Origin of the sequence: Streptomyces sp. NPDC059816, assembly GCF_042732055.1 — a bacterium.
GTDB lineage: Bacteria > Actinomycetota > Actinomycetes > Streptomycetales > Streptomycetaceae > Streptomyces.
Genome location: NZ_JBHWIQ010000026.1, coordinates 38,895 through 57,520 on the forward strand (window position 1 = coordinate 38,895; position 18,626 = coordinate 57,520).

An 18,626-nucleotide genomic window follows, 5' to 3' on the forward strand; every position below is an offset into this window, starting at 1 on the left:
GGCAGGAGAACCTCCACAGGAGCGGACTCGGCCGCGTGATCGGCTCCGATCAAGGCCTGAGCCGAAGCTGTGGCGCTGTAGGGCTCCGGAGCCCGACTCGTCGGCACAGAACTGCTCGTGGTGCTCATCAGCGGTCTTTCGGAGTGAGGGGCTGGCGCTGTCCCGCGACCAGTCCGGATTGGATGATGCTAAGTGCCTGCCGTTTGCGCTCTGGACGGGCGTGGAGGGCGGCCTCCAGGAGGGCCCTCTCGGCGTCGTTCGAGCTGGTGATAAACCCCGCAGCCACCAGCCCACCGAGGGTGTAGGCGGCTCGATTCACCTTGGCATGCCACCCACTGCCCTCACGGAGTGATGCGCAGTCTGCCACGTCGCTCAAGGCTGTTGACGTAACCTTCGCCGCCCACGCCGAAGTCGTCCTGGGCGAAGTCGTGGCCATCCGAGCCCGGTTGGGTACCTGAGGGCGCCTCTGAGCCGGTGGTCTTGTGGTGAGGAGGTGCCCCGTCCTCTCAAGTGCCCCTGCCAGCCATCCAGGCAATAGAGCCGGGCGCCGGCAGCCCCCCACAGGCTCATAACTTCCGGTCTCGACCCGAGTTCCGGGCGCGATGATGTACCCGCCGTGGGCGCGCACGTCCATCTGCCAGCCCAGCGCTACCCCATTGCGATTGCCGCCGGTGGAACACCGCCATGACGTCTGCCGCGGCGCGCGGAAGTACAGATGCATCCCGCCGCTCGGCGTACGCACGGCGAGTGTGCGCTCGCCTCCGGTGAAGTCCTCTCCGTTGAGCACGTGACTCAAGACGCGGAAGGAATCAAGACCATTCCTCACGGTCTGGAGTAGGTTCTCGGGTACGGAGAAAGCGGGCAGCACGTCGCAGGGGTTCGTAGGCGGGGTGTCTGCGTGACAGTCGAGGTCGATCACCAGGAGCCCCGCGGGCCCAGTGGAGATTCCGACGCCCATCGCGGGGTTGGCGCCCCACCACCGGTCGATCAGAGTGGGTTCGCGCGTCGCCGCGTGAAAGCCGTGGCACCACAGACCTTCCCCCAGGCAGCCGCACTCCCCCACTGCGTGCGGCACGTGATTGGGGTGCGCGCTACGACAGCGGGAGCATCCTGGCATCGGAATCTTGCCGTTGGGTTGCAGTGGATGAACTGGCCATCCCTGGCGCGCGCACCATCGTGCGACTTCGATCGACTTGGAGGCCGTCATGGAAGTGAAGGCCCTTCCGTGCCCACGAACCGGACGGGCCTCGGGCCCGGCCTGTAAGCCCTTTGGATGAGAAGGGTTGCCGTCATGATCACCAGCTCTTGAATGTTCGACGATAGAGAGAAGAACGGACAGTCGACCTGGCGAACCGGTCAGTCCGAACTCTGGCTGGTAACCTCATGGCACCAAGCGGAGGCCCAGCCTGCGTAGGCACCCTCACTGTTTCCCGCAGCTGAGGGTGCCTTTTTTATGCCACGAGCACCCCCTCGTTAGCGGCTTCGTCTGCGCCACCTGGAACCGCCAAGGCCCACTTCCCCAGCGGAAGCAGCACTAGATGCTCGGTCGTCCCTCCTGCATGAAGCCATTCGGATACCGCTTCGAGGGGCGCTGTAGTCACTTCGTACCTATGCGGGTACACGACGACGGTGGTCCTTGCGTCGAACTCGGCAGGGCCCAACAGGTGCCGCACGGTCTCGATCACTTTTCGGTCCCGCTCCTGGGCCGCCGCGGTCCATTCTCCGGTCTGCTCCTTCCGGTTGGTGGAGCGCGTGGCGCCGAGGGCGTGGGCGCAGCGGGCCACCACGAGGTCTGCGCCAGTCAGCTGGCGCGCCGGTGGCAACAAGGCAATCCGGGAAAGGTTTCGAAGGGTCTGCCGACTGACGCCGGACTGCGCGGCGATCCAGTGCTGCGACCGTGGCTGCCGTAGCGCCGCCACATCGATCATCAACTGTCCCTGGTGCTCGTACCGATCCAGCCCCCAGAAGGAGCTTCTGGGGGGCCTCAGAGCCTCGGATAGCCCCAGCTCTGACCTCGGGTGGAAGAGGCTCCACCACCGGAGGTGCGACATCACTTAACTCCAGTCCCGGCACCGTGGTCAAACACACCCCACCCGACACGCCGTAGATGAGCAGATTTTCAGTTCCAAGCAGCTATTGCCGCAGGTCACGCAAGCTATCCCCCCCCCCGCAGCTGCGGGGGGGCAGGCTCAGGTAAGACCACATGTCTCACCTGCCTCAGTCTTCAGCGTTGGGTGACCCTCGGCCACTTCCCTCAGTCCGGCCCGGGCCGCGCCTAGAATTCTGGCAACGATCACCGCTGCCGTACGTCACGGAGGCCCGAGAACCCGACATTGGAGCACCCCTTTAGCTGCAATCGGCCCGGGCCGACCTCACCGCAAGGGGACAACGACCTGTGCACCGGCAGATAACACCCACTCCCCTCCAGCGACTGCTGATCGCGGTCGTCATCGTGGGTGCGCTGTTTGTCGCCGGCATCGCTTTCGCTGGGTCCTACGTTGCGGTGCGCAACCTCGCGGCGTCCAAGGGCTTCGGTACGTTCTCAGCTGTCTTCCCGATCGGGATCGACTTCGGCACCCTGGTCGTCCTCTCGCTCGACGTTCTTCTCACCTGGCTTCGTTGTCCCTTCCCACTGCCGCGCCACACGGCCTGGCTTACGATCGGCGCAACCATCGCCTTCAACGCAGCAGTCCTCTGGCCGGATCCGCTCGGTACCGCCATGTATGCGGCCCTGCCGGTGATCTTCGCTGTCACCGTGGAAGCGGCCCGCCATGCCGTCGGTAGGCTTGCTGACCTCACTGAGGAGCGGAGCATCGAGAGCGTCCGCTTGGCCCGTTGGCTCCTCTCCCCCGTCCCGACCTTGAAGCTATGGCGCAGCATGCAGCTGTGGAATAGGCGCTCGTACCAGGAAGCGCTTCAGGCGGAGCAAGACCGGCTTCTCTACATCGCCAGACTCAAACAGCGGCCTGGCATCTGGTGGCGGTCCAAGGCGTCAGCTGAGGAACTCCTGCCTCTGCGCTTGGCAACCTTCGGCGTCCCACTGCCATCCAGTGGGACGCGCGTCGCGACGGCTGGTGCGGCTCCGTCGGTGCCTCAGCCCGAGAGTCCCATTCTGGAGCCAACGAGCCACGTGCCCGAGATGGCCCCATCGGCACTGTGCACCTTTCGGACGCGGAGGTTGTTGGGCAGGCAGCGAACACCGAACCGACAGAAGAAGCTCTGCCCTCGCTCCCGCCTGCTGATTGTCAACGGCCATTGAGATGCCCAGGTGGGCGGCCGTCGGGTGTCCGGGCTGGTGGCCATCAGAAATCCATGCCTGTGGCCAGTGGTGTTCCTGGGGGGTTGGGATCAGTTCAAGGGGACCACTCCCTTGCCGGCGAGGGCCTCGGCGAGGCGGTGGGAGTCGCCGGTGGTGGTGACGAGGTGAGCGTGGTGCATGAGGCGGTCGGTGCTGGCCCCTGCGAGGGTCTTGGGCATGATCGTGTCGAACCCTGAGGGGTGGATGTTGCTGGTCACCGCGATCGATCGACGTTCGTATGCGGCATCGATGATCCGGTAGAACGCCTCGGCGGCGTCCTCGCCGACCGGAAGCAGGCCGATGTCGTCGATCACGATCAGGTCGGCCCGGCAGATCCGGGCGACCGTGCGGGCAGTCGAGCCGTCGACCTTCGACTTGCCGATCGCGGCGGCGAGGGTCTCCAGTGTGAACCAGGCGACCCGCAGGTCCTTCTCGATCGCGGCCTGCGCCAGACCCTCGGTGAAGTGCGACTTCCCGGTCCCCGACGGGCCAGCGATCACCAGGTTCTCCGCGCGGCCGATCCACTCCAGGGTGACCAGGGAGTTCTGGGTGGGTTCGGGGATGGTGGAGTCCTCGACCCGCCAGGAGGCCAGGGTCTTGCCAGTGGGAAAGTTCGCCGAGTGCCGGCGAAGGCGGCGGGTGGCAGCGTCGCGGCCGGTGACCTCCTCGGCGATCAGCAGCCGCAGGACCTCGGCGGGGTCCCACCGCTGGGCCCGGGCGGTGGCCAGGACGTCGGGTGCGGCCTTGCGCATGTAGGGCAGGCGCATCCGGCGCATCAGCTTGTCGAGCTCCTCGGGCAGGGCCGGGGCCTGGGGAAACGTCACGGTGGCAAATTCCTTCGTGGGTCGCGGTGGGCGCCGATAGGCTCGGCGGGTGATCAATCTGCAGGTGTGCGGGGACAACGGGGACGTCGTGGCCAGGGCCCGGGCCGGGGTGGAGTGGACCGATGCCTTCGCGGGCCTGGACTCGGTGCGGTTCCCGATGCTCTGGGCGCTGATTCCGTATGGGGACGCGGTCTTCAACCAGCGGCAGGTGCCGCTGCTGCTGGCCGAACTCGACCGGCTTCCGGCCGCTTGCGTGGGTGACTGGGTCGGACAGGCCCGGGAGCTGTGCCAGGTCGTCGAGCGAGGGCAGCACCTGTATCTGTGGTTCGTCGGGGACTGATCGCGATCAGTGGTCCCTCGGCTTCCTTGCCGCCGCGGGCTGTTGGCCCAGGGCCTGCCAGGCGATGGTGCCGTTCTGGACGGAGTGGGCCTCGTCCGCGCGGACGACCTGGCCGGCGGGCTTGCTGGCCGCGATGTGCTCCAGGATGGAGACGAGGTCGTCCTCGGCGAAGCGCCCAGCCGTAGCCGCGAGCCCGAGGGCCTGGTCGACCCGGTCGCTGCCCAAAACCGCGGCGAGCTCGACGGCGTGGGCCATCTTGGCGCGGATACGGGATGCCCCGGCGGGTCCGGCCTCCTTCAGCCAGCGCCCGGCCCCGGGGCCGATGCCCACGAATGCGACCTCCGCCTCCGAGCGCGGTCGCAGGCGGGGCTGGTGAACCGAACGGCCGTCGGGGTGGTCGGGGTAGTGGGCGTCAATGATCTGCGGAACGCCGGGTGTGGACAACTGGTGACGCCAGATCTCCGACAGGTCACCGGACTTGGTGCGGGCCGTGATCGACAGTTCGTTGCCGACGACCTGGCACCAGACCCTGGCGCCGGTGTAGCCGGGCGGGGTCGAGTAGCGCACGGAGTTGAAGCTGACGGTGCGGTCCGAGCCGACCACCCGCTCCTCGCCCAGCGCGAGCGCCAGCGGTTCGATGGGCAGGACGTGCAGAGTGGTGCGTTCGATGTCGAGCCGGTCGGCCGGGATTTGCCCGGTCGCCCGGTGTCGACGCGTGTTCACCGTGTCGCACCAGATCAGGCAGGCGTCGGCGAGCTCGGCGAAGGTGTCGTAGGCGGGCAGCAGGTTCGCCTCGGTGGGGACCAGGTCGGCCTTCGCGATGCGGACCGTGGCCTCCGCGCCGCCCTTGGACTCGGGGTCGTAGGGAACGCAGCCGACGACCTGGCAGCCATAGTGCCGGCCCGCGGCGACCATCTGCGGGTGCCGGACCGGAATCCCGGCGATGTGCTCGACGGTGACCGTCTTCGCGTTGTCGGTCAGCACGTAGGTCGGAGCCCCGCCGATCCGCCACAGCACGGTGTCCAGGCAGGCCACCAGGGTGCCCAGGGTGCAGTCCCAGACCGGGATCACCACCCGGAACCGAGACCAGGACAGCCACGCGCAGAACAGCCAGGTCCGCCGCCCGCCGATCTTCGGGCCCTCGCCCCAGTCGAACTGCAGCCACCGCCCGGGCTCGGGGATCCACGGACGGTAGGTCCGCCGTTTGCCGGCCTTCCACGCGGTCTTCGCCGCGTTCACCGCCCGCCGGGTCGAGCGCGCGCTGCCCCGGAAGCCCATCTTCACCAGCTTCTCGTGGACCACGTCGGCGCGGATCGTCGCCTTCGACTGCTCGACCCACTCCTCGACCTTCTCCAGGAACGCGTCGATCATCTTCGGCCGCGGCTCGCGCTCGAACGGATTCCGCCCGCTGTCGCGGGCCTCGACATACCGCTTGACCGTCTTCGGGTCGTGTCCCGTCAGGGCGGCCGCCGACCAGACCGTCTCGGTCAGGTCGTACGCCTCGAATATCTCCATGATCTCTCTGTCAGACTTCGTCACAGGACCTCTTCGACCGATTCGCTGATGCTTCGCAAACACCAGCAAACCGGATGAAGGGGTCTCCTTCGTCTACGGAAGCGATCAGGAACACCACAGGCCCAACGGCCATCCACCTGGATTTCTGGTGGCCATCAGCCAGGACTCACCTGGCCGCACACCTGGACTCTGCCACGGCCGCCGACACCGATCAGCCCGCACAGCCTGCACCCGCACGTGAAGCCTTCACCACGGCGCGAGGTTCTGACCGAGCGGATTCGGCCTCGGTGCTCCGCTCCCGTGAAACCGACGCGGTCCTCTCCGACCGGCCCCAGTCCAAGCCGGAGACGAAGCCTCGAGCTTGCGCAGATACCGCACTGAGTGGATATCCCGCTATGAGAGCGAGACTGCAGGCGTCCCCTCACAGGAGTCGAGTCGCACCCCCGGCTTCCAACGCATCTCGTAAGGTCCCAAGCTGGGAAAAGCAGGCCCGAGCACATAGTGCGTTTGTGAATGCACTGGTCAGAGCCCTGTTCCCTATCACCGGCTGACAGCCCTTGAACTTGCTGTCCAGCTACTTCGCGGGGCGGCACCTGGAGGCCTGGTTGGCCGGACAGGCATCCGCGGCCGCTGCTGCGAAGAAACGGCCGGTGGGCCTGCCCCAAGTTGACTTGGGGCAGGCCCACCGGCCTCAGGAGAGTTTCGTCGACGAAACCCTTACACGGCGAGGCGCAGATCCCGTTCGATGACCCGGCCGATCGCGTTGAACTGATCCATGATCAGCGGATCCTGCCCTTCCATCCAGTAGAGGACGGGCTCCTGTGCCTTGACGCTCTCGGCGACCTGCACGTTCTCAGAGACGTACGGGAGGAGCATGTCGCCATAGAAGGCCTTGAGCTCGTCGTACATCTCCATGTAGAACTTGCCGCGGTTCTTCACGTAGCCGTTGAAGAGGATGTAGCGGAGGTCGGCGGCTCCGCCCGAGAACTCGAACTGCTCCTGGGCGGTGCTGATGAGTGACTTGAGCCCGTGCAGGGTGTCGTCGTCCTTGGTGTCCGGCTTGACGCAGCCGACGACGTAGTCAGAAGCCCCGAGCTCAGTGAGCTCCAACGTGTCGAAAGTTCCTCGACTGTCGATGAGAAGGACATCAAGCGTGCCGGCCGGCAGTGCCTCGATGGACTTCCGTAGCCAGTGGAGCCCTGCCTTTGAGCGTGAGCCCGGACGACCGGCGTTGCGAATGTCCTCGGACGCGATCGCCATGTCCCGAGACCCCAGGATCAAGCTGACGTTCGGGATGGCCTCGAAGCACTCATTGGTGTCCCATCGCTCATCGTCCAGGAACTCGCCCTGCTCCCCTCGTGTGACGGGCACAGTTCGAGTGCGCGCGGGAACCATGGCTTCCTTGAGGCCGCACTCTCCCATGAGAACGCCGTAGATATTGGGAGTCTGAGCGAGGCGCGAGTAGGTCAGCTCGGTGCGCTGAGGGTAGTACTTCCTGTTGGTGACGCCATAGCCGAGGTATGTAGACGCAGCCATCGTCTGGTCGCAGTCGGCGATGCCCACCTTGAGACCGAGGCTGCCGAGACTGACCGCGGTGTTGACGATGCCGGTGGTCTTCCTTGTTCCGCCTCCCTCGTTGGCGTAGTCCACGACCAGTGGACCCTCCGGGTAGAGGCGTCGTGTGAGGGGAAGCTGAGGGGGCAGGGCGATCTTGGCGCGGGACGGTTGAGTCACGGAGGCTCCAGAGCTCAGAGTTTCGCTGACGAAATTGCCTCGAGGGCTGACTGATATCCCGTGATGTCGTAACCAGCACCGTCGTGAAGGTGCTTCAGGTAGTCGGCGGCACGGGCGTCAAGGTGATTCCCGACGCTGCGCAGGTGCAGCTCATCGGTTGCGAGCGCGACCGCATACGCCATCGTGAGGACGCTGCCGTCGTCTGCCGCTTCAAGAGCTGCAACATACCTGAACTGATCGGCGTCCGTCAGCCCGACCCGCTCCGCGATCTGCAGCGCGAGATCGAATGCCTGACGAGACGTCCCCCGCAGGGTATGCACAGCGATCCTCCGCACCGCGACATCGGACGCCGGCCAGGTGACAGAGGACAATACCTTCGTGCAGGACTGGAGCCGGGCGTTGACGTCTTGCTCGTTAGCCGCGTGAGAACCATCCGTGGACGCTCCCGTACCTCCTGATGTGGGAGGAGTCTTAGAGGGGGAGACCTCAGTGTCGGAGCTCTGCTGAGTCGGCACCTTGACCTCACGGGCTGCGGCAGTTTCGTCGGCGAAACCATCCTCGGAGTCGGAGTGGTCAACAGGAGAGGGCGATGCTGCTGATTCTTCGTCACCCGTCGCTTGGTGCTCAGAGCCCTCTGGCACAACCACGGTCTGCGCGTTGGCAGCGAGCGCCGGAGCAGCAGTCGCATCCTGCACGGACGCGTCCGAGACCGAGCTCCCTTCGGCAGCCTCCGTACCCACGGCCGGAGCGGTGGTGCCCGAGTCGGCGGTCGTGGTCTTCTGCACTGGCGTGTGGGTCTTGCCCAACAAGGTGTCGCATACGGCCTTCGCTGTGACCCCGTCCGTCTGCATCGTGGTCCAGCCCTGCTCGATCAGCTCGGGCTCCTTGAGCCGGCTGACCAACGTGTACGCCGGCTCCAGACCTACTCTGCCCTCGCGGATCGCGCGTCGCAGAGGACCGTCCTGAAGCTCGAGGAGCTTCATGCGCTTCGAGATATCGGAGCGCCGTTTGATGGCACTCTGTTCTCCTCCGAGCTTCTCCAAGATCTCGTCGTACGAGAGACCTTCTTCCCGCCGGATTCGTTCCAGCAAGAGGGCCTCCTGGATGGGGTCCCACCCCTTGCGGAAGTTGTTCTCGGAGAGGAGGACAAAGTCTCCCTTGCTGAGGAGCGTGTCGCGCAGCACGACCGGGACGCTGTCGGTGGGGGACTTCCTCCCGAGGAGCGCGCGGTAGCGACGTTCACCAGCGAGGAGAACCCACTCGACCGCCGGGCCGAAGACATCCGAGTGCTCGGGGTACTTCGCAGTGAAGGCATCAACTGAGCAAACCGCAGGATCCTGGATCAGCTCGGTGTTTTCGACGTTGTTCTTGAACTCTTCAAACTCGTCGGTCTCGTACTCCCACTCCTCACGGAGGTTACGAGGACTCGGTGCGATCGATTGCAACGGCGTGAGAAAACGCTGACCCTCCTGTCGGCGGTTGAACTGCCCGCGAGGAGCCATGGAAGGAGTGCCAGCAGCCGGCGCTGTCGGCGACGGTGGCGCCGACGGCGGGGCCGGGGGCGCCGTGGAGGTTTTGTTCTTCCTGTCGCGTGGCATGCGGGCTCCAAGCTCGACGTGATGCGGATCGCCAGAACCATAGCGTGTTGATCACGACCTCTGCGGCAAACTACCCCACGCGACTCACTAAACCTGGGCATAGAGGGAGAAACCGTCAAAGGCCATTTAGCTCTGGGTCTTCGGCGATTTCCGTGAAGGTGGTCAGTCGGAGAGGAGTATTCGCCGTCGCAGGAGTGCGAAACTCGCGCGGCCGTAGGTCTGGCGTTTGAGCATCTTGGTCCGGTTCACGTGGCCTTCGACTGGTCCTGAGATCCAGTGGAGTGTCAGGCCGGCGGTGACCGCGTCGAGGTCTTTGCGCAGGCCCAGGGCGCCTTGATGTCGGATGCGTTAGCCCGGGTGAGCCATCCGGGAAGTCTGTGGCCGTGGCGCTGCCGGAGAAGAGTGGCGAAGCTGCGGGCGAGCCGGTTGATCTCGGCGAGGTGGTCGCAGCGCTCGCACAGTTCCTTGAGCTGCTGGCGGGCGGCTTCGCTCTGGCGCTCGGCTCGGCCGACGATCCACCGGACCACCTCGCGGATGGGTGGTGACGGGACGGTTTCATGGGTGAGAGTTCCTTCTCGGTAAGGCTGTTCAGGAATCGGCGGACGGTCTTGCGGCCGCCGGTGTAGCCACGGGCGGCGATCTCGTCGCGGAGCGTCTGAGCGTTGTTGCAGCCCTCGGCCCATCGCGCGGCGAGGTAGGGCATGTGGGGCGTCAGGGTGCTGCCCCGGCGTGGTCGGACGGTGATCAGTTCGTCTGCGGTGTCGGCGTGTGCATAGCGGCGGACGGTCTTGCGGTCCAGCCCGGTCTGCTCGCTGATCGCGGTGATCGTCGCACCTCGTTCGTAGGCGGTGTGGATCTCGGTCCAGCGGGCGCGTATCCGCTGGTGAGCCGGGTTCTCCTCGCTGTCGGAATCAGGAGAGGCTTCGGGTTCAGGGATGGTGCGTTCGGGCTTCGGCGGGGCCAGGCAGGCACGGTGCCGCCGGACGGCCTTCACCACCGCGGTGGCAAGGTTGCCGAGCAAATGCCAGCGATCCGCGACCTGGGGAACACCGGGCAGTGCACGTTCGGCGGCCTCTGCGAACGCGCCGCCACGGTCGCGGCAGACCATCCGGACCCCAGGGTGCTCCCGCAACCAGGCAGCGAAGTTGTCCGCGGTGTGGTCCGGCAGCACATCGACGGGCCGGCGCGAGGCCATGTCGACCAGGATCGTCCCGAAGACCCGGCCGCGCCGCAGCGAAAACTCGTCCACGCCCAGCACCTCCACCATCGGCGGCGAGGGGACGACGAGACGGTGGACCGCCCGCAGCAACGTCGACCCGCTCGTCGGGACGGCCATGTGCGTGGTCTGCCGTCCGCCGGCCTGGCCGCCCAGTGCCAGCGCGACGCGCTCCAGCAGCCGCTGCGCGGCCGGGGTGCGCCGGCCGTACCGGACCGTCAGACCGTCCACCTGCTCAGCGAACGTCTGCTTCCTGCATGCGGCGTCGTCGCAGAAGAAGCGGCGAACACGCAGCTCGATTTGTCGAGTTTCGCCAACGAAACCACGGCCTCCCGCTGCCAGAAGGGATGCTGGGAGGTCGCGCTTAAAAGAGCACGGAGGCTCCGGTAGAAGAGGCGAGCTCCCTGCTCTGCGGGGACTGGGTTTCGTCAGCGAAACCTGCGGGGGAGGCGCCTTGGCGCGCAGAGTGCGAGGCTCAGAGCCGCAGCTCCGACGGCCGAAGATCAAGTCTGAAGAACGGCCGAAGGACACCCCGGAGCATTCGAGGTTTCGTCAACGAAACGCCTCCCGGTAGGGGGCAAGCCACAAGAAGAGCCCCCCTCTCGATATCCGCAACCAGGCGTGATCGCGTGACGGCAGGGAGGGCACTGCCTGCCTCTCCCGTGGAGCCAACGTCGTCTTGGAAGACCGCGAGGCTTAGGCTCCCCTCCAGCAGCTCTAAGCCAGCCACATCGACCCACCCGCGGGCACGGCCTAGATCAGTCCTGCTAGCGCCTGATGGAAGAGGCTCGAGCGCCGGCCGTTGGCGGTAATGCGCCGATCAATCGGCTGGCCGGACCGCGCATCATGTGGATGGAGTTTCGTCAACGAAACTGGTTCGAGGGAACCCGAAGGGCCTTTAAGACGGCGTGGCTCCTGCTGTCCGTACAGGCCGAGGACGAGTCACAGCAGACGAGACGGCCTCCTTGGGAGAGCCCACGCCTCGGCGATCAGCGTCCGTCGTCCCGGTCCGCAGCCCTCGCGATGTCGTGGTACAAGGCAGTGTCGACCTTGATCAGTCCGCTCGCGGGAAGATCCGGGACGACAACGCGATACCTGGGTTGGTACTGGTCGACGCACCAGGCGAGCACTTCCGCATCGGTCGGGATCGTTTCTCCGGTCGCACTCGATGTCTTGGCGGTGCCGCGCGGGTGGCGTGCAGTCTCATGGTTCCCCCTTGATCTCCTCGCTCGAATCGAGCGTATCGCTGGGATGCCGAGTTCGAGCCGTGTTCACGCCAGTCGATTTCCCGAACATTGATAGGGGGACTGGGCGCCACCTGACGATACTCAGGCCACGTGCAGTCCGCACCGAGCAGCACCATCGGAGAGGCGCGCGCCGCTCAACAACTCCGCCTCCGCCTTGATCGCGAGGAACTGGCTGCGCTCCAGGACGGGAACGCAGCTGGCGCCACGTGGCGGCAACTGGGGGATCCGCTTGGCATCACTACGAAGCAAGGGACGGTGCAGCGGATGCAGCGACTTCGGGTAGCTGTTGAACTCGGGCCCTCAGCCCTGCGCGCACCACACGTACTTCGAGCACACGAGAGAGGCGAGGCCGAAGAGGAACAAAGCCGCAGCGGCTGGATTGAGCTGCACCATGAGCGAGTCCGGCACGCTGCCGCTGAACTCCTCCTGCACCGCGCCGCACTGACCACTGATGACGAGGCTGTCGAATGGCTAGACGATCTGGCGGACCTGATCGAGGAACCTGTAAGCCCAACCTGTGAGGCCAGCATCATCAGTCACCTCCGGTTCGCCGTCGAGGAGATCGACCGAGCCGCCGAAGAGGAGGCCCAAGAGCCGGCTCGCTCACCCGAATCCGCTGTGGCACTAAGGACCGTCCGCGGCCCGATTGGCGGATACAGACGAAGGACCGCTCCGTGAAGCTGAATCACACCCCAGCCTCTGGCCTCTCTCGTCGCTCAGCACGTGCGCGCGCCAGAGCGAGTCGGTGTGTCCGGTCCGCCTGTCGCCGGCGCACCTCCTCTGAACTCGGCTGCGGAGGCTCCGGCAGCTCCGTGGCCCGGAGTGAGTTGCGAGTCATGGCAAACAGATCAGATCCCTCATCGTCGTCCACAGACGGCAGGCGCAGAGTTTGCAGCACTTCGCGGGTCCGCAGGTACTCGTCGGAGCCTGGCCGTTTCGTCGGCACGGGCACCGATGTGTGGCCGCTCAGCTCCTCATGAACGTGTACCTGTGGGGAGGGCCCTGCCGCGGATGCATCGCGAGCGTCCGGGAGCAGCACCTGCAGCCCGCGCACCTGAGCACCCGCGGCTTCTGAAAGGGCCGTCAGCAACTGCCGCTCATGAAGCCGAATATGCGCGGCGGCCGCCCTAGTTGTGGGACGCAGGACTAGGAGACGCCGCTGTGTGTCAAAGCCCGCAGCAACAGCGTGTTCCTGAAGCGAAGGAAACAGCTCTGCCCAGAGACCCCGGACCTTCTCCTCGGCAAGACCGTCCAGCCAGCCGTGGCTTGTCGCCAGTGCGCCCACTGCGGCGCCCAGGCCTACCGGCTCACGGCCGCCGTCACCTCGGGATGAGCGCGGCGTACGTCTCCGAGTAGCAACTGGCGGAGCGGTCCGAGCAGCGGCAGCCCATTGGCGCAATGTGATTCGGGCCAGGTCGGGTTGGCTGCTGGTGTGTTCGGGATCTCGTGCTTCTCCTGCATCTGCACGGAGCGCCGTCGCCACGTCGTTGCTCGCACCAGGTGGGGGAGTAGCTGAGGCTGTCATGACACCCTTGCTCCGCTCGTGGCCAGCGCCGCCTCGAACGCCCAAGCAGTCGTCTCCCAGTCCCCGTCGGGCACCGGCAAGTCCAGGTTCAGTGGCCTAGCGACATCTGGGTCAAGTACATCGAGCCCGCGATGAGCCTGCTCCTGGGCGAGCTTGGCGCGGCCGTGGCGAATGCCGTTGGCCAGGAGGGACACAAGCGCGATCGGGCGATGCTGCCTGGCGCTGAGGTACCCGTAGTCAGCCTGGCGATTGCGCCGGGACCGTACAGAGTCGCGGTCAGCCTCGACGGCGCGGCGGCGACCGTCCTCAGTCGGCCAGATGACGGTGGACCCCTGCAGACGACGGGCAAGGAAGCCCGAAGGGCGCGCGACACGCTCGGGTGCGGTCTGGAGGTTGAGCCAAGCCACGACCTCGTCCGTCGTCCAGCCGGCATCAGCTACCTCACCAACAACCCAGGCAATGCGGGGGAGGGAGGTCCGATGTAGCCACGGGACCCGCGCGATGAGTTGAGCGGCCAGGCGGAAGCGCCGGTGCACGGGAGAGCCTTGGCGCTTCGGAGAGTTCTGGGATATTGCGGGGTCGGTTCCCTTCAGAGGGGTACTAGTAAGTCCTGCAGAAGAAGATCTACCAGTAGTACCTCCCATTGGGGTGCACGGCCGCCGACGACGGCGGAGCCAACGCTTCGCTCTCGAACCCAACTTGCCCAGGAGTTTGCGTCCCGTGTCCGAGCAACCGGTAACCCGTCGCTCGAACCCCGCTCCGCTCGTGACAACTCCGACCGAGCGATCGAAGGCGGGAGGGATGGCCCGGCAGAACTCTGAGGCCAGAGGAGACGCGCCTCGTCGACGGGTCCCCTTGACCACATAGACCAGCAGGCCGGTCTCCCGGAGGCAGTTGAGGTGGTACTGGACGCAGCGGCGCGAGCGGCCGAGTCGGCGCATCAGGTACTCGACACCGGGCCGGCAAGGCGTGAGCTCGGCAAGCACTGCGGCGAGTTGCAGGGTGAGGTCGTTAAGGCGCGGGTGGAGACCTGAGGCCCGGGCCCAAAGAACCGCCTGCATCCATGCGTAGGGCGAGCGCGCATCCCGGCAGGGGGACTGCTTGAGCCACTGATCGGGTTCTGCGATGCAGCGGTCAAGGTCCCCGTGGCCAACTGGGACACCTGGTGTCCCAGTCACTTGCCGGATTTCCTGAAGTTGGGCAGGGAGAGGGTGACAAGCGGCAGCACTCTGCTGCATAGTGATGAGCACCTGATTCGAATCGGGATCAGGGCAGCACAAAGCCCTCGCTGGGCATGTACTGCAATTGAGGTGAAGTTCGCCTGGCAGGCCGGTTCGCGCCCGGATGTCAGGACTCGCGCGGTCTGCAAACCGGGCGATGTCACGAGGCCTGTGATCTCACAAGAGGTGCTCGCAACACCGAAGTGAGGGTGCAGGCCGGCGAGGCGAGTGTCTCGCAAACACTCGTCGCCTCACGGCGCTTACATCAGCCGCCACCTCCCACCGGGCACATCGAAGAGAGTCCCGTGAACCCCGCGCAAGGCGGGGACGTCTCGATACCTGGATTCAAGGGCACCCCCGAGCGGCGCTGGTGAGCTTCGGCCAGGCTGACCTCCTCGTGAGTAGGCTCGATGGGGCCACCCAGAATGACGAGATCACGTGCCATCTGAAACTTCACGCGCACACCAGCTCAAGGTGGCTCTGGGGAGCTGCCGGAGTGAGCCGTTGGGTAGCTTCGCGCAGAAGGGGACCGTAGGACACATTCCGCGGGCTGTTCGCGGGTACCAGTAGGCTGACCGCGCCGGCGATGGGACTGACCGCCTCGGGCGTTGTTCCAGACCGCGGCGGGATCGCTGCAGAGACCCAGTTCCAGCCTTGAAGCGGCGCAGCAGACCGCGCAAGGCTGGTCTGCCTGATCATCCAGAGCTCGGGCTGGTCAGCATCCGGCTCAGCCATGTAGGCGAGGATGACGCGGCCAGGCGCATCTGCATCGAGCGGTGCCTCCCGCAGCACGGATGCCCCGTGCGGATCCCGTAGGACAGAGCGGCGAAGGGCGAGGGACTCGCCCACGATGTTCGTGCAGACGCGCGTTGCGCCAAGCGACAAGAAGGCGTGGAAGGCCGCCACTTCACCGGTCTCTGCGTGCAGTGACTCCAAGACGCCCTGCACTTCCGAAGTGCTGGCGACCGATGCGATAAGGCTCTGGCCGCGGTGGATCTGCAGAGCGAGCGGCACCAGTTCATAGTGACCGTACAGACCGGGGAAGCGGCGCACGAGGCGAGCCTCAATGAGCTGCTGCAGGCGCCGGTACACGAGCCGGCGCGGCAGGCCACACACTTCCACGATGTCCCGTGGCTGGTGCGGGCCGTGCCCGAGCCGGATCAAGGCACGCAGAACCCCATAGGTCCGCTCGACGGCGCTCTGTGAAGAGGTACCCAACTGGCCGACGGACATCGAATGCAACTCCCTGACGCTAGATCCTGTGGCGGTGCGGAGGTTGTGCCCGTCATACCTCGTAACAGCCTGAGTACTGATCAGTACCTGAGGGCAACGGTGCCTGACCAGGAAGTTCAACTTCCGGTGGCAGAATCATATTCGCGTCATATCGCCATAATATGGCCACCGTACTAGCCCTGACCTGCATGAATGGCGGTCAAGGGTGCCTGTGTACCAAGTTGAGACTCTCTCGATCTATTGTCGACTCGTCGTCACGAACCCCAGCGTCGAGCAAAGAGTCAACGTGGAGGACCTCGCAGGTCAGGAGTAGGTGGCGAGGGATAGTCGCTGCCATGAAGGGCACATCAGGTGCAGTCCTCAGAGGTCTAGCCCACTGAAATCTCGCCGTCCGGCTCCTGAGGTCCCTCCCGGTCGAAGGCGTAAAGCCTGATATGCGGCTCAATGCGAGGTACTCCCCCTACAGCAGCTTCCGGAAGTTCCGGAAGCGGACGGTAGAAAGATCGTCACGACTGAGAAAGGCTCAGGGGGCCAGCCAGCTCCTGGTTCTCACCAAGAGCCGGTCAGCAGCCGTCAGGTGGTGAGGCGCAAGGTCAGTGCCCGGACTGCGCGCCTCACCTCCAGTCAAGGGCACGGCATGTCTATCAACCATCAACGGATGCGCGAAGGCAGTCTTCGCAGGCCTTCCCAAAGTGACCGCCAGAAGCGGCTGGACAGCGGCCCTGGGCGGACGGTGCGATGTTCGACCGATTCACAGCGAGAGGGTCGCGGACAACCAATGGTGGACGTGGACCGTTCCTTCCGCGCATCCCCGTCGCTCCACACGACAGGCGTGCGCTCCGCGCACCCGCGACCGAGTGCTGGCGATAGAACCCATCGCGCACCCAGAGGAGGGCCTCCTCCAGCAGACCGCCCGGGGGAAGCTCGATCTTCGACAAGCAGCCACGCCCGGTGAGGATCGACGTGCGGGATGGGGCCGATGCGAGGTCGCTGGGTCGTGCTCGGAATGCCCAGGACGTCGTCGGCCCATTTCTTTAGTTCGGGGCGGCCCAAGAGGATCAGATCGTGGTGCGCGGCGAGGTCGACCGCGGGCTGGGTGAAGCCGTTGAGGCCGATGGATCCTGGCCCCGCGCGCCGATCCTTCCGCGCGAAAGGTGAAGGTGTCCGAGGCCGACGGCATGAGGTCTCTTGGCGAGGAGTACGAGCACCGCTTGGCCCGCGTGATCGCCAAGCACCCCAACTTCGCTGGCCACCTCCGCGCATCCGGATACGGGTCGGTGCTGCCCCGGCTGCGGGCACGGCACCGACCGCCCACGGAGCACGTCGTGGGCTGGGCTGTCGCACGGATGTCCGCGGCGGCCCAACTGCTGACCTGGACACAGGAACAGGGCCTCGCCCTTGACCAGATCACCCAGGCCCACATGGACCAGTGGCTTGCCGAAGGCTCCAGCACCCGCCACAACGTACGGGACTTCATGGTTTGGGCGGCGGACAACCACCGCGCCCCGTCCGTACTCGTCCCGCACCGTCTCAAGCCCGCCCCGGTCGCTATGCGAGCCAGCGCCGACTGGGGAACCCTGCTGCGATGCCTTCGTGACGAGGCGCTCCCCATGGAAGTCCGAACGGCAGGCGCCATCGTCCTCTTCTACGGGCAGCAGGCCAGCCGAGTCGTCGCGCTCCGCAGCGACTCGGTGCGCCACCGGGACGAGGACAGCTATCTGCTCCTGGGCGAGGCCCCCGTACTCTTGCCTCCACCGCTGGCGCGTCTGATCGCAGACTTGTCCCACCAGCGGCTCCAGGACGCTTGTCGCCACGCCTCGGGCGCCGCCTGGCTCTTCCCTCACTCGCGCAATCCCACAGAGCACCGGCCCGCCAGCTTGCTAACCGCACAGCTCAACTCGTACGGCATTCACATCAAGGCCGCGAGGGCCGCGGCACTGATGAACGCGGCTCTGGACGCCCCGGTCTTCGAGCTGTCCGCCAAACTGGGCATCCACCGCGCCACGGCTGCGCAGTGGAAGCGCCGAGCCAACCGTGACCGGAGCAACCCCCTCCCACCGTCCAGCCGCTCCCGGATGATCGCCGTCACGTACCAGCCTCCGCCGCTCAGCGCCCCGCCCGCCGACGCCGGTGTCGCGTCCATCGTAGAGAACGCTCTGCGTGCTACCAGGATGACGATGGGCCAGCGGGCCGGGCCCGAGATCGCCCAAGGGCAGGGAGACCCCAGGACGAGTCGGGAACTGCAATAGGCGCCATAGCGGGTCCGGCGCATGTCCCGCATTTCGCTCCGTCCGCCTGGCCAGCCCAGGTCGTCGTCCAGTCGTCGGCTTGGAGCGTTTACCGAATGGGTGGCCGCCATCCCCCACGTCACGCGATCATGGCAACATCCGTCGCCCTTCAGGGAGGCATCCGCTCATGTCGAACAAGACTCCGATCCGCCGGCTCACACCAGGCCCGGACCGTGACAAGCTCGCTCAGGACCTGAAGAAGAAGTACGACTCCGGTGCGAGCATCCGGGCTCTGGCGGAGGAGACGGGGCGCTCCTACGGCGGGGTGCACCGACTGCTCGAGGACGCCGGCGCCGCCTTCCGTTCTCGGGGTGGTGCTGCGCGCCGCACGGGGACCTGACACCGGAGCCCGGGCGTACGGTGGGGATATGGCCCGGTGGGCGACGAACTTCTTCCAGGCGAAGGACATCGCGGCCTACCGCCTGATCTCCGCGCTCCCTGAGGAGTACCGGAGCCTCCTTCGGGAGGCGACGGCCGAGCTGCCGGCGGAGGCCTGTGATTGGTTGTGCCTACCTCGGCGCCGACGCCCTGAATGGCGGACCTCCTCGGCCGCGGCAAGCAGGGGCACCAGGCGTCCAGGGCCCTGTG

Annotated in this window: 13 protein-coding genes; 4 read left to right on the forward strand and 9 right to left on the reverse strand. The window is 66.1% G+C overall.

The window, feature by feature from the left end:
* Positions 1-127: 127 nt before the first annotated feature.
* Both ACFV88_RS28585 and ACFV88_RS28590 read right to left on the reverse strand, forming a co-directional pair.
* On the reverse strand, positions 128-1,207 hold the full coding sequence (locus ACFV88_RS28585; RefSeq protein ID WP_385494832.1) for a bifunctional DNA primase/polymerase: 1,080 nt from the start codon (positions 1,205-1,207) through the stop codon (positions 128-130).
* A 244-nt stretch (positions 1,208-1,451) separates the two neighbouring features.
* Positions 1,452-1,928: a hypothetical protein gene (locus ACFV88_RS28590; RefSeq protein WP_385494833.1), complete on the reverse strand. Its 477-nt coding sequence runs from the start codon at positions 1,926-1,928 to the stop codon at positions 1,452-1,454.
* Positions 1,929-2,395: 467 nt separating this feature from the next.
* Between ACFV88_RS28590 and ACFV88_RS28595 the strand changes: the two genes are divergently transcribed.
* On the forward strand, positions 2,396-3,259 hold the full coding sequence (locus ACFV88_RS28595) for a DUF2637 domain-containing protein (RefSeq protein ID WP_385494834.1): 864 nt from the start codon (positions 2,396-2,398) through the stop codon (positions 3,257-3,259).
* 89 nt (positions 3,260-3,348) lie between these two features.
* Here the strand turns inward: ACFV88_RS28595 and istB are convergent, their stop codons facing one another.
* Positions 3,349-4,074 (reverse strand): IS21-like element helper ATPase IstB, encoded by a 726-nt coding sequence (gene istB / locus ACFV88_RS28600; RefSeq protein WP_385494887.1) that lies wholly within the window; start codon positions 4,072-4,074, stop codon positions 3,349-3,351.
* Positions 4,075-4,171: 97 nt separating this feature from the next.
* Between istB and ACFV88_RS28605 the strand changes: the two genes are divergently transcribed.
* On the forward strand, positions 4,172-4,462 hold the full coding sequence (locus ACFV88_RS28605) for a hypothetical protein (protein WP_385494835.1): 291 nt from the start codon (positions 4,172-4,174) through the stop codon (positions 4,460-4,462).
* A 6-nt stretch (positions 4,463-4,468) separates the two neighbouring features.
* Here the strand turns inward: ACFV88_RS28605 and istA are convergent, their stop codons facing one another.
* From istA to ACFV88_RS28635, 6 genes are all read right to left on the reverse strand, one after another.
* The gene (istA, locus tag ACFV88_RS28610; RefSeq protein WP_385494837.1) at positions 4,469-5,977 is read right to left on the reverse strand and encodes an IS21 family transposase; all 1,509 of its coding nucleotides are present in this window, start codon (positions 5,975-5,977) and stop codon (positions 4,469-4,471) included.
* A gap of 717 nt (positions 5,978-6,694) precedes the next feature.
* Entirely contained in the window at positions 6,695-7,627 is a 933-nt protein-coding gene (locus tag ACFV88_RS28615; RefSeq protein WP_385494838.1) for a ParA family protein, read from the reverse strand.
* Positions 7,628-7,725: 98 nt separating this feature from the next.
* Positions 7,726-9,309, reverse strand: a complete 1,584-nt coding sequence (locus ACFV88_RS28620; RefSeq protein WP_385494839.1) for a ParB/RepB/Spo0J family partition protein — start codon at positions 9,307-9,309, stop codon at positions 7,726-7,728.
* 115 nt (positions 9,310-9,424) lie between these two features.
* Complete coding sequence (locus ACFV88_RS28625; protein WP_385494840.1) at positions 9,425-10,756, reverse strand: transposase; 1,332 nt, start codon at positions 10,754-10,756, stop codon at positions 9,425-9,427.
* Between the two features lie 1,701 nt (positions 10,757-12,457).
* Positions 12,458-13,297: a DciA family protein gene (locus ACFV88_RS28630; RefSeq protein ID WP_385494841.1), complete on the reverse strand. Its 840-nt coding sequence runs from the start codon at positions 13,295-13,297 to the stop codon at positions 12,458-12,460.
* A 1,673-nt stretch (positions 13,298-14,970) separates the two neighbouring features.
* Positions 14,971-15,750, reverse strand: coding sequence for a hypothetical protein (locus ACFV88_RS28635; RefSeq protein WP_385494842.1), 780 nt, complete (start codon positions 15,748-15,750; stop codon positions 14,971-14,973).
* Positions 15,751-16,910: 1,160 nt separating this feature from the next.
* On the opposite strand from ACFV88_RS28635, the gene ACFV88_RS28640 reads away from it, so the two are divergent.
* Together ACFV88_RS28640 and ACFV88_RS28645 are read left to right on the forward strand one after the other, a co-directional pair.
* A complete protein-coding gene (locus tag ACFV88_RS28640) occupies positions 16,911-17,999 on the forward strand; it encodes a hypothetical protein (protein WP_385494843.1) in 1,089 nt (362 codons plus the stop codon).
* 166 nt (positions 18,000-18,165) lie between these two features.
* Positions 18,166-18,378 (forward strand): helix-turn-helix domain-containing protein, encoded by a 213-nt coding sequence (locus ACFV88_RS28645; RefSeq protein ID WP_385494845.1) that lies wholly within the window; start codon positions 18,166-18,168, stop codon positions 18,376-18,378.
* Positions 18,379-18,626 lie beyond the last annotated feature (248 nt).